The organism is Pseudohalocynthiibacter aestuariivivens (assembly GCF_018457175.1).
In the GTDB taxonomy this organism is placed as follows: domain Bacteria; phylum Pseudomonadota; class Alphaproteobacteria; order Rhodobacterales; family Rhodobacteraceae; genus Pseudohalocynthiibacter; species Pseudohalocynthiibacter aestuariivivens.
Genome location: NZ_JAGFNU010000005.1, coordinates 70,817 through 82,698 on the forward strand (window position 1 = coordinate 70,817; position 11,882 = coordinate 82,698).

Below are 11,882 nucleotides of genomic sequence, written 5' to 3' on the forward strand. Positions count from 1 at the left end.
AATTAGTAAAGGGATTGTTCGCTTATTTAGTACCATACATGCGGTCACCCGCATCCCCTAGTCCGGGTACAATATATCCATGGTCATTCAACTTTTCATCTACTGCTGCTGTGACGATCGGCACGTCCGGATGTGCTTCTTTCATACGCTGGACACCTTCGGGGGCAGCCAACAAACACATGAAACGGATGTTGTTCGCACCAGCCTTTTTCAGCAGATCAATTGCCGCAACCGACGAATTTCCCGTGGCCAACATCGGGTCAACAGTAATAACTATCCTGTCTTCAAGCTCTGTAGGAACTTTGAAGTAATATTGTATCGGTAAAAGTGTTTTCTCATCCCGATAAAGCCCAACAAAACCGACACGCGCAGAAGGTATAAGCTCCAGCACACCATCCAACAGACCATTCCCCGCACGCAAGATAGAGATGAGCGCGAGCTTCTTGCCGGCAAGGACCGGGGCATCCATTTCCTGAAGCGGAGTGTTTATATGTTTTGTAGTCATATCCAGTTCGCTCGTAATTTCGTAGGCGAGCAACTGGCTGATCTCACGTAGCAACTGGCGGAACACGGCTGTCGGTGTATCAACCTGTCGCATCAAGGTCAGTTTGTGTTGTACCAGTGGATGTTTCACGATTGTCAGGTGTTTGGTCATTGGTATTGCTCCAGTTTTTTCATCAGGCGCGCGCGTGTTGGTTCATCGCAAAAGGCAACGCCTGTCGCAGTTTCGTTCAAGGTTCTCAAAACGTCGTCGTCCCAACCGTAACTATCGGCAAGACGTTCAAATTCATAGCTCATCGTTGTATGGAAAAATGGCGGGTCATCTGTTGAAACTGTAACCTTAACCCCACGCTCCATCAATCGTTCTATCGGGTGATGTTGCCAGTCGGGATAAAGCCCAAGCGCGATGTTTGAGCCCGGGCAAACCTCAAGAACAATTTCATTCTCCGCCAGATGATCGACAAGTGCCAAATCCTCTATTGCACGCACTCCGTGACCGATGCGTTCAACGCCAAGGCTGAGCGCGTCCCTAACCGACTCGGGGCCACCCCATTCTCCCGCGTGAGCAGTAAGGTGGAGTTTTGCCTCACGAGCCAGATCAAAAGACCATGAAAAATCCTTTAGTCTTCCAATACGCTCGTCGCCGCCAATTCCAAAACCGACAAGCCAATCCCCAACGGTTTCCGCTGCACATAATGCAGCGGCTTTCGCTTTGTCTGGCCCGAGATGGCGCACAGCTGTCACGATACCGCGCATGATAATACCGTCGCGGGTTTCGGCTATGTCAGCCGCCTCTTTGATTGCCTGAAGGAATTCGCGCCAGGCGGCCACCTCTCCGCCCCCACAGAAATCAGGTGACAGAAAAGTCTCGGTGTAAATCACACCCTGTACTGCGCTTTGCTCTAGCATGGCAAGTGTGAGCCGGTGATAGTCTTCCGGCGTTTTCAACGTTTCGACGGTAGCTTCATACACCTGCAAAAACTGCGTGAAATTGCCAAACGCGTAGTTGCCCGCATCGTCAAATATTCGATGAATATCAATATTCTTTTCTTTTGCCAGCCCGCGGATAAACGCTGGTGGGGCGGCCCCCTCAAGATGAAGATGAAGTTCGACCTTCGGAAAATTACCATACGCAGAATCGCTCATAAAAAGCTCCGGCCTGGTCCCTTGGCCTGAACTCCCAGATGCGTGGCTACACTGACACCAATGTCGGAAAAACCACAAAGGCCAATTGCTTTTGACCCAACGCCATAACCAAGCACCAGCACCCTCTCGCGTGTGTGATCAGTGCCCCGCCAGGTCGGGTCATTTCCGTGATCCGCTGTAAACAACAGCAAATCATCGGGCCGCAGCTTGCTGATTATTGTCGGCACCCGTGCATCGAACCCTTCGAGCGCACGTGCATAGCCAGACACATCCCGCCTGTGGCCATACTTGCTGTCAAACTCCACAAAGTTCGCAAAGGTCAGGCTGCCGCCCTCGGCATCGTCGAGCAGGTCAAACAGGTGTTTCATCAGCACCTCGTCACTGCCTTTACGCACCTCATCAATGCCTTGCATGGAGAAAATATCACCAATCTTTCCAATCGCATACACATGCCCCCCTGCGTCTTGCACCCAGTTGCATAGCGTTGGAGATGGTGGGGGTATCGCAAAGTCGCGCCGATTTGTCGTGCGGGTAAATCCAGTGTCAGGCGACCCGATAAACGGGCGTGCAATCACCCGGCCGACTTTCATGGCATGTAACTGCGGGGCGATATCCTGACAAAGCTTCAGCAATCGCTCCAAACCAAAAATTTCCTCATGCGCTGCAATCTGCAAGACGCTGTCGGCAGATGTATAACAAATCGGCCAACCCGTTTTCATATGGCGAGCCCCCTGTTCCGCGATGATCGCGGTACCCGCGTCATGCCGGTTGCCCAAGGTGCCACCAACGCCCGCAGCAACGCATATATCGAGCAGTAACTCTTCAGGAAAGACCGGATCTGTTCTGGGGAAGTAGTGCCAGTCCCATGGCACCGGAACGCCCGCGATTTCCCAGTGCCCGGAAGGCGTATCTTTGCCTTTCGACACTTCAGTTGCGGCGCCCCAAAGGCCTGTTGGCTCTGCCTGCAAACCCGGCGTTTCCTCGCCCGAGGCAAGCCGGATGGCTGCCCCAAGCCCAAGCGCATCTAGGTTTGGCAGGTGCAGCGGCCCGCTGCGGCCCTCTTCCGCCTGCCCCGCGGCACAAGCCTGAGCAATATGTGCGAGTGTGTTGGCCCCCTCATCGCCAAAGGCCGTAGCGTCCGGCGCGCCGCCGCAACCCACAGAATCCAGGACAACCAGGAAAGCCCGGCTCATTGAACGATCCTTTCGTAAATGAGTGGTGGTGGCTGAACCGGCGCATCTCCCAGGACGACCGCATCACGAATTATACTCGCGGCCCGCTGCGCATCTTCTTTGCTTAGCGCATGAACACGTGCGAGCGGGGTTTCTGAATCTACGGATGCACCCAGCCTTATGATGTTAGACAGACCGACTGCCGGCTCGATCCGGTCACCACCTCTAAGCCTTCCGCCACCTAAATGAACAACGGCCATGCCAACTATCTGTGTGTCAATCGCCTGAACAATTCCAGAGAATTCAGCAAAAACATCGACGGCCACGGGAGCGGTAGGAAGACAGGCGCGCCAGTTTTCAAGGAAATCCCTTGGCCCACCAAGAAACGCAACCATTTTACCAAAGCGTTCGCCTGCTTGCCCATTGGCGATTGACCCTTGGATCATCTCGCGTCCCACGCGTTCGTTTGGGGCAAGCCCGCCCAATGCGAGCAGCGCTCCGCCAAGAATGCAAGTCAGTTCGGCAAGCGGGCTTTCCAGCATTCCCTCAAACACTGTCATACATTCAGACACCTCAAGCGCATTTCCAGCGGTGCTTGCAAGCGGCTGGTTCATGTCGGTGATCAGCGCAGTCGCAGCGCACCCCGCCCCGTTTGCCGTACTAACCAGCGCTTTGGAAAGCGTCTGCGCCTCTTCCATTGATTTCATAAAGGCACCAGAGCCGCATTTCACATCAAGCACCAATCCTTCCAGCCCCGCAGCCAGCTTTTTCGACAAAATCGAAGCTGTGATCAGATCAATGCTTTCGACTGTCGCCGTGACGTCGCGGACCGCATAAAGACGCTTGTCAGCAGGGGCAATCTGACCCGTCGCACTAACGATGGCGCAACCGAATTCATCCAACATCCTACGCAGGCTTGGTTCATCAACTTCTGTTGCTAAACCCGGTATCGCCTCTAACTTATCAAGCGTGCCGCCAGTATGCCCCAATCCGCGCCCCGAAATCATCGGGACATAGGCCCCGCAGGCTGCCAGCGCCGGAGCGAGCATTAAAGATACGCTATCACCAACCCCGCCGGTCGAATGCTTATCGAGCACTGTTCCGGGCAAGTCCCATTTCAAAATATCGCCACTGTCGCGCATCGCTTCTGTCAGCACGACACGACCCTGTTCCCCCAACCCGTTCAGACATACAGCCATAGCGAATGCACCAGCCTGGGCGTCAGTCACAGCACCCGAGGCAAGCCCTTTGGCAAACCATTCGATTTCTGGTCGCGAAAGGGGTTGGCCAAAACGCAATGCGGTAATGATGCTGCGTGCATCCATGTATCAACTGCGAACCACGTGTTCAGCGCCAAAACTGCCCGGCAGCAGAACTGAAACTTTCAGGGTCAGGGTTTCACCACTGACCGTCGCCATGGTTACGGGAACCTCTGGACTGGCAAATTCCATGATTTTTTGACGACATCCACCACAGGGCGGTACTGGTAATGGGCTATCGGCAACAACCGTAATTTCCTTTATTACCCCTTCGCCAGCGGCGACCATTGCCGCAATTGCACCCGCTTCCGCACAGGTGCCTTCTGGGGATGCGACGTTTTCAACGTTGCAGCCAACAAAAACATTGCCATTTCCGGTTCTGAGAGCAGCCCCGACCTTAAATTTTGAATAAGGCGCGTAGGCGTTTTCACGCACCGCGTTTGCGGCGTCTAGCAAATTCATTTTGGCCTCCTTTAACGTCTGGTCAAATCTGCCTGCGGACGCAGCCGGATGCAACCCGTCACATCGTAGTTGTAAATACGCCGGGCAACGAAACTTCCATGAGTTCAATATCCGGTGACGGGTTGGAATAACGTGTTTTCATTCCTGGAGGAATTACAAAAGCGTCCCCTGCTGAAAGGTCGAACGGCTCTTTTCCTTCGCCTTCCAGGGTCATTGTACCAGACATCACAAAGCTGAAATGTATATCGCAATCATGTGTCGCCCAGACTGGCGCTCCTTCAGAACGCCTTATGACATGCACACCGGCAACGTTTTTTGTGTTTTCGGCAATCGTCGTGTCGCGGCTTTCAAAGCCCGGCAGACGGAATGGTGCCCAAACTGCTTTGTCAGCTTCGTTGTACACGAACCGCTGACCATCCCATTCACGCATTGGCCGCAAATGCATTGTTGGAAGCTTCATCTCATGGTCAATTTCGGTCACATGCTCGGCTGGGACACCTATTTCAACAACTTCGATATTGTCGCTGGCATAAAGCACCCGATGCCGGATTTCCGGAGGTTGGATAAAGCAGTCTCCGGCCCGCAACCGAATAGGAGGCCCCTGATCTTCGTAAACCACATCCACCCATCCGCGTATGCAGAAGATCAACTGAAAGCCGACCTTGTGAAAATGGACCATATCCGGAACGGGGCCACCATCGGGAATACGGATATGACTGGCAATGATCGACCCACCCAGTCGCGATGGAATGAGATCACGATACTGCATCCCGGCACGGCCAATGATCCAGGGCGCCTGATCGGCCAACCGACGTACAACAAAGGCGTGATCGGTTTCTGGCATCACAAGAGGTGGATTGAGTTCGTCTATTTCCACGCGTGTGCCGTTTGGCGCAGTCAATAGGCGCGTTCCTTCAGCAAAACCATTTGGATCGTCAGTCAGTATTCGCAATGTTCCGGGAGATTCTGGCGCATCTTTCTCAATCCGCAGCCTGAGACCATGGCCAGAGAAAACTGCGACCTGCGGATTGTCAGCAGGATAGATCATATCCATTCGCATTTTCAGCGTTTTCGTAAAAAACGGGATATCCTCGCGCAGCTCTTGCGTCGGCAATCTGATTTCTGCGCGTATTTTTGCCATCCTGGTTCCTTCCGACGCATGCTCCTGACGCTTGCGGCAGAATGCGCATTGCTTTGAAAATTTGCAAGATGCACGAATAGGCGCTAGGACAACAGAGGACTAGCAGTCGCTTGCAGATTAGTTTAATATTAAACTATCTTTTTTGGGGAGAGAATTTCTATGCCAGACTCGCGAATTGACAACACCAAACAGGCGGCACTGAACTATCACGAATTTCCCAAACCAGGAAAACTGGAAGTAAGAGCAACGAAACCAATGGCGAACGGCCGCGACCTAGCACTCGCCTATTCACCGGGCGTTGCAGAAGCCTGTCTGGAGATCAAAGCTGACCCGACAACAGCAAGCCGTTATACGGCACGTGGAAATCTGGTTGCCGTCGTTACAAACGGGACGGCCGTTTTGGGGCTTGGAAACATTGGTGGTCTCGCGTCAAAGCCAGTCATGGAAGGTAAGGCCGTTCTCTTCAAAAAATTCGCAAATATCGACTGCTTCGATATCGAGCTGAACGAGCCAGATCCATACAAAATGGCAGATATCGTCTGTGCAATGGAGCCAACCTTTGGGGCAATAAACCTAGAAGATATCAAAGCCCCGGATTGTTTTATTGTCGAAAAAATTTGCCGCGAACGGATGAACATACCGGTTTTCCATGATGATCAGCACGGAACAGCAATTGTGGTTGGGGCAGCTGCAACAAATGCATTGAGGGTTACCGGTAAAAAGTTTGAAGATATTAAAATCGTTTCCACAGGTGGTGGTGCCGCCGGGATCGCGTGTCTCAATATGCTGCTAAAACTTGGGGTAAAGCGGGAAAGCGTCTGGCTGGTCGACATTGCAGGGCTGGTTTACGAAGGCCGGACCGAAGAAATGACACCACAAAAAGAGTGCTACGCTCAAAAAACCGAGCTGCGTACATTGGCCGAGGCGATAGAAGGGGCAGATCTCTTTCTGGGCCTTTCCGGTCCGGGTGTTCTAAAACCCGAAATGGTTGCTAAAATGGCCAAGCGCCCCATCGTCTTTGCCCTTGCCAACCCAACGCCGGAAATTATGCCAGATGACGTGCGCAAAGTTGCGCCGGATGCAATCATCGCAACCGGGCGTTCTGACTATCCAAATCAGGTTAACAATGTTCTGTGCTTCCCGTTCATATTCCGCGGCGCGCTCGACGTAGGTGCAACAGAAATCAACGACGACATGCAAATCGCCTGCGTTGACGGAATTGCGGCTCTTGCCCGCGCCACAACTTCTGCAGAAGCCGCTGCAGCTTACAAAGGCGAACAAATGACCTTCGGGGCGGACTATCTGATCCCGAAACCTTTTGATCCGAGATTGATGGGTGTGGTTGCGAGCGCTGTTGCAAAGGCTGCAATGGAAACCGACATTGCCACAAGACCTGTGGAAGATCTGAAGGCTTACAAAACCAAACTTGATGGCTCTGTCTTCCGGTCGGCACTTATTATGCGGCCAGTATTTGAGGCCGCAGCGACCGCGATGCGCAAAATTGTCTTTACCGAAGGTGAAGACGAACGTGTGCTACGCGCAGCAAATGCGATGCTGGAAGAAACGACAGACAAGCCGATCCTTATCGGGCGACCAGATGTTATCGAGCGCCGCTGCAAACGTGCGGGCCTGTCAATCCGTCCGGGCCGCGATTTTGATCTGGTAAACCCGGAACGTGACCCGCGCTATCGGGATTACTGGAATACCTATCATGAAGTAATGCAAAGGAAGGGTGTGACACCCGACCTGGCCAAGGCAATCTTGCGCACGAACACAACCGCAATTGGTGCCGTTATGGTTCACCGCGAAGAAGCGGACAGCATGATTTGTGGTACTTTCGGTCAATACCTGTGGCACCTGAATTACGTCCAGCAATTGCTGGGGAACACAAACCTGCACCCGGTCGGCGCGCTGTCCCTGATGGTGCTTGAGGATGGGCCCTTGTTCATCGCGGACACACATATTCATTCGGAACCAACAGCCAAGCAAATTGCCGAAAATATAATTGCAACAGCACGCCATGTGCGACGGTTCGGACTGGCACCCAAAGTGGCACTTTGCTCCAACTCTCAATTCGGCAATTTAGACTCTACTTCCGGCAACTTAATGCGCGAGGCGTTAAAGATATTGGATGCGCAGAAGTTGGATTTTTCTTATGAAGGCGAAATGCATACGGACGCAGCCCTTGATGAGACTCTTCGCAATAGGATTTTCCCAAACTCCCGACTATCGGGTGCCGCTAACGCGCTTATATTCGCGAATACCGATGCCGCAAGTGCAACACGCAACATCCTGAAGATGAAAGGCGGCGGGCTGGAAGTCGGCCCCATACTTATGGGAATGGGGAATCGCGCCCATATTGTAACCCCTTCGATCACAGCCCGAGGGCTGCTGAATATGTCAGCAATTGCCGGAACACCTGTCGCTCATTACGGATAACAAGGTCTCTGCGTAATTTCATGGATTGCGCGCACGTTTTTTAGCAATATTGTTACTTAGCTGGGTTTGACTTTAGCGCTAGCGGCGTCAATGCGGCGCAGGAGTCGGGCTTGTTGCAGGCAAGTGGGTGCGCGTAACACATAAGCACGGCATGCAGTCGTATACGGAGGAGAGAAAATGACCTACAGAAGTGTTTACGAAGGATGGAAATCTGACCCCGAAGGGTTCTGGATGGACGCCGCCCAAAACATTGATTGGGTGAAGCCTCCCTCCAAAGCGTTGTTTGATGACAAAGCTCCGATCTACGAATGGTTTGCAGACGCTGAAGTAAACACCTGCTGGAATGCTGTGGATCGTCATGTAGAAGCAGGAAATGGGGACCGGACCGCAATCATCTACGATAGCCCTGTTACGCATACCAAGCATGAAATCTCTTACCTTGAACTACGTGACAGAGTTGCGTCTCTGGCCGGTGCGCTACGCGCCATGGGTGTCGAAAAAGGTGACCGGGTCATCATCTACATGCCGATGGTTCCTGAAGCACTTGAGGCTATGCTGGCATGTGCGCGGCTTGGCGCAGTGCACTCTGTTGTATTTGGCGGTTTTGCAGCGAACGAGCTTGCAGTGCGCATTGATGATTGCAAACCAAAAGCCATAATTGCCGCCTCTTGCGGGATCGAACCTGGGCGCGTGGTGCATTATAAACCCTTGCTGGAGGGTGCCGTTGCTGAAGCAAAGCACAAACCCGAGTTCTGTGTGATTTTCCAACGCGAGCAGGAAGTTGCAAAGCTTAACGAAGGGTTTGACTTCGACTGGCACGCCTTCCAATACGACGTTGATCCTGCGGAATGCGTTCCTGTCGCTGGCAACCATCCTTCCTACATTCTGTATACCTCTGGTACCACTGGCCAGCCCAAAGGCGTGATCCGCCACACTGCAGGTCAGCTCGTCGCCCTTAACTGGACTATGAGCAACATCTATGGAATGGAACCGGGTGAAGTGTTCTGGGCAGCCTCTGATGTGGGTTGGGTCGTTGGACACAGCTATATTTGCTATGGGCCCTTAATTCATGGCAACACAACAATCGTTTTTGAAGGCAAACCCGTTGGCACACCTGACGCGGGCACTTTCTGGCGCGTTATTCAGGATCACGATGTTAAGGTGCTGTTCACAGCACCAACAGCCTTTCGAGCAATCAAGCGTGAAGACCCATCAGGCGATTTTCTCGACAAATACGACCTCTCTGGGCTCAGGACATTGTTCCTGGCTGGCGAACGCGCAGACCCCGATACGATTGTCTGGGCACAAGAAAAACTTGGCGTTCCCGTGGTCGACCATTGGTGGCAGACAGAAACAGGCTGGGCAATTGCGGCTAACCCTGTGGGAATCGAGGAATTGCCAATCAAACTTGGCTCTCCTTCGGTCGCAATGCCTGGTTATGATGTCCAGATACTTGATGAAGGTGGCAATGAAATGCCTGTGGGCGAAATGGGTGCCATTGCAGTAAAGCTTCCCTTGCCACCCGGAACCTTGCCAACTTTGTGGAACGCAGAGGCACGGTATCATTCATCTTATCTGACCACCTTCCCCGGGTACTATGAAACAGGAGATGCTGGGTACAAAGACGAAGACGGCTACCTTTACATCATGGCGCGTACGGACGACGTCATTAACGTTGCGGGACATCGGCTATCGACAGGTGGAATGGAAGAAGTCCTTGCCAGCCATCCCGACGTTGGTGAATGCGCTGTGATTGGAGTTACAGACCAACTCAAAGGGCAATTGCCCATGGGTTTTTTATGTCTGAACACCGGTTCCGGACGTGATCAGGCCGAAGTTGTCTCTGAATGCGTCAAACTGGTACGCGAAAAGATAGGCCCAGTCGCTGCCTTCAAACTGGCTGTTGTCGTGGATCGTTTGCCCAAAACGCGATCAGGTAAAATCCTGCGCGCAACGATGGTCAAGATTGCTGACGGTGAAGAATTCAAAATGCCTGCAACTATCGATGACCCGGTAATTTTGGACGAGATTCGCGATGCTCTTGTTACTGTGGGCTATTCAAAAAGTAAGTAACTTTTCGCGCAATTGCCTGGGTTTAAACGCGCGGGCTTGATTTAAAGGTGACTTATAGACTAGTTGGATGCTCTTGTGTTCTGATTTATCAGTGTGTTCATGTTGCTAAAGGGAAACATCGATCCGTCGTTCACCACCTTCATTTTGAAAGCAGTGGTTTGTTGACGGACAATAGCCAAAAAGCCAAATCCTTTTTTGGTGCCGCCGACCCTGACGGCGCGACCCGGCTGAACCTGCTTACGCATGACATCAGATCGGCAGTGTTTGACGTAATAGGTGGGCTTCGCTTGGTTGATCACTCAAAGATCGACCCAGAAACCCGTCTTCAGCTTGAACGGATACGAACTTCTGGTGAAATTCTGGCGCGATTAGTCGAAGATGCCCTGAACTTGGTTACCGACGGACTGTCAGGGACAGAATCGGTTTTCGCAAACCTGCACCTGCATCGGTTGTTAAATGATGTAGAGCTTCGCTGGTCTGGGCGTGCGAAAGCAAAGGGTCTGGAATTTACACTGAGTATTGATCCCGACGTTCCTGCAGTGATTTCAACTGACAGGTTGGGTCTGGAACGTATTTTGTCAAATCTTCTTAGCAATGCGTTTAAGTACACCGACAAGGGTGTTGTGCGAATGGAAACGTCATTGGCCGATGGGAACATTCTAAGGTTTTCGTTGCACGACGACGGGCCCGGCTTTTCTGACGAAGCGCTTTCAAAGCTCTATAATCTGCACGGTCGCCCCTATAATACAGAGAAACCCGGCACTGGCTTGGGTCTTCACATAGCCAAAGACATAGCCGACCGTATGGGTGGGACCATTCAGGTTTCAAACGGATCGAATGGCGCGATTGTGACGCTGGAACTGCCTGCCAAAGCCTGGCACTATGCGACGGCTGTCCAGGGAGAATACCCCCTGCCGGACTTGTCAAACGTTAGAGTCCTGGTCGCTGAAGACAACGAAACCAATCAGCTGATCATTGCCCAGATGTTGCAAACAATGGGTGCAGAATACGAGATCGCAATTGACGGAATTGAGGCTCTGAACTGGTTAGAGCGGGAAAGTTTTGACATTGCTCTGATTGACATTGATATGCCGCGACTCTCTGGCATTGATGTAATGCGCCACGTTCGCAGTCAGATGACCGAACTTCGAGATTTGCCGATACTCGCTGTCACCGCGTTTGTGCTTCGCGCAAACAGGGATGCAATCTATGACGCAGGTGCCAATCGCATACTTGCGAAACCAATTTTGAGCATCGAAACATTCGGCCAATCCATTGCATCTCTGTTACGATTGGCAGAAGGTAGCATTCCAATCGACGAACAAGCTGTCGCACGGCCAACGCTGGACGAGACACGCCTGAATCATCTATTGGAAATCTCTGGTCCAGAGGGTGCAAAGGAATTGCTTAACAGGCTACACAGCGATCTCAGCAACATCAGTGACGCGCTTTCCAATGCAGTCCCGGAACTGGATTTACCAAACCTACGTGGACAGACACATGTCTTAATTTCCTTAGCCGGCGCAGTCGGCGCTGATCGTTTGCAAAGACAAGCCGAGGCCCTGAATTCGGCTGCACATTTGCAAGATGAATCAGCTGTTCTGGCATTGGGTCAGGAAGCGGAACGAAATTTGAACCACTTAATCGATCGGATCGCCTCGGAAATGTCGAAAGAAAAGGGTTCATAAA

Annotated in this window: 9 protein-coding genes; 3 read left to right on the forward strand and 6 right to left on the reverse strand. The window is 52.3% G+C overall.

Annotated elements, in window-relative coordinates; all coding sequences use genetic code 11:
- Window positions 1-22 precede the first annotated feature (22 nt).
- The 6 genes from upp to J4E70_RS09170 are packed head-to-tail and all read right to left on the reverse strand — an operon-like array spanning window position 23 to window position 5,681.
- On the reverse strand, window positions 23-655 hold the full coding sequence (gene upp / locus J4E70_RS09145; protein ID WP_213888800.1) for a uracil phosphoribosyltransferase: 633 nt from the start codon (window positions 653-655) through the stop codon (window positions 23-25).
- A complete protein-coding gene (locus J4E70_RS09150; RefSeq protein WP_213888801.1) occupies window positions 652-1,647 on the reverse strand; it encodes an adenosine deaminase in 996 nt (331 codons plus the stop codon). Before J4E70_RS09150 ends, upp begins: the two co-directional genes overlap by 4 nt.
- On the reverse strand, window positions 1,644-2,840 hold the full coding sequence (locus tag J4E70_RS09155; protein ID WP_213888802.1) for a phosphopentomutase: 1,197 nt from the start codon (window positions 2,838-2,840) through the stop codon (window positions 1,644-1,646). The genes J4E70_RS09150 and J4E70_RS09155 overlap by 4 nt, the downstream gene beginning before the upstream one ends.
- Window positions 2,837-4,144 (reverse strand): thymidine phosphorylase, encoded by a 1,308-nt coding sequence (locus J4E70_RS09160; protein WP_213888803.1) that lies wholly within the window; start codon window positions 4,142-4,144, stop codon window positions 2,837-2,839. Before J4E70_RS09160 ends, J4E70_RS09155 begins: the two co-directional genes overlap by 4 nt.
- A 3-nt stretch (window positions 4,145-4,147) precedes the next feature.
- On the reverse strand, window positions 4,148-4,540 hold the full coding sequence (locus tag J4E70_RS09165; RefSeq protein ID WP_213888804.1) for a cytidine deaminase: 393 nt from the start codon (window positions 4,538-4,540) through the stop codon (window positions 4,148-4,150).
- A gap of 58 nt (window positions 4,541-4,598) precedes the next feature.
- A complete protein-coding gene (locus tag J4E70_RS09170; protein WP_213888805.1) occupies window positions 4,599-5,681 on the reverse strand; it encodes a cupin domain-containing protein in 1,083 nt (360 codons plus the stop codon).
- Window positions 5,682-5,840: 159 nt separating this feature from the next.
- Here J4E70_RS09170 and J4E70_RS09175 point away from each other — a divergent pair, with 159 nt between their 5' ends.
- The 3 genes from J4E70_RS09175 to J4E70_RS09185 all read left to right on the forward strand — a co-directional run bounded on the left by J4E70_RS09175 (window position 5,841) and on the right by J4E70_RS09185 (window position 11,881).
- Window positions 5,841-8,120 (forward strand): NADP-dependent malic enzyme, encoded by a 2,280-nt coding sequence (locus J4E70_RS09175; protein ID WP_213888806.1) that lies wholly within the window; start codon window positions 5,841-5,843, stop codon window positions 8,118-8,120.
- 177 nt (window positions 8,121-8,297) lie between these two features.
- Window positions 8,298-10,193, forward strand: a complete 1,896-nt coding sequence (prpE, locus tag J4E70_RS09180; protein WP_213888807.1) for a propionate-CoA ligase PrpE — start codon at window positions 8,298-8,300, stop codon at window positions 10,191-10,193.
- Between the two features lie 161 nt (window positions 10,194-10,354).
- Window positions 10,355-11,881, forward strand: a complete 1,527-nt coding sequence (locus tag J4E70_RS09185) for an ATP-binding protein (RefSeq protein WP_213888808.1) — start codon at window positions 10,355-10,357, stop codon at window positions 11,879-11,881.
- Window position 11,882: the final 1 nt, after the last annotated feature.

Coding starts and splice junctions, on each gene's coding strand:
- J4E70_RS09150 (WP_213888801.1), bottom strand. CDS start 1,647: ATGAGCGATTCTGCGTATGGTAATTTTCCGAAGGTCGAACTTCATCTT.
- J4E70_RS09165 (WP_213888804.1), bottom strand. CDS start 4,540: ATGAATTTGCTAGACGCCGCAAACGCGGTGCGTGAAAACGCCTACGCG.
- J4E70_RS09160 (WP_213888803.1), bottom strand. CDS start 4,144: ATGGATGCACGCAGCATCATTACCGCATTGCGTTTTGGCCAACCCCTT.
- prpE (WP_213888807.1), top strand. CDS start 8,298: ATGACCTACAGAAGTGTTTACGAAGGATGGAAATCTGACCCCGAAGGG.
- J4E70_RS09175 (WP_213888806.1), top strand. CDS start 5,841: ATGCCAGACTCGCGAATTGACAACACCAAACAGGCGGCACTGAACTAT.
- J4E70_RS09170 (WP_213888805.1), bottom strand. CDS start 5,681: ATGGCAAAAATACGCGCAGAAATCAGATTGCCGACGCAAGAGCTGCGC.
- J4E70_RS09155 (WP_213888802.1), bottom strand. CDS start 2,840: ATGAGCCGGGCTTTCCTGGTTGTCCTGGATTCTGTGGGTTGCGGCGGC.
- upp (WP_213888800.1), bottom strand. CDS start 655: ATGACCAAACACCTGACAATCGTGAAACATCCACTGGTACAACACAAA.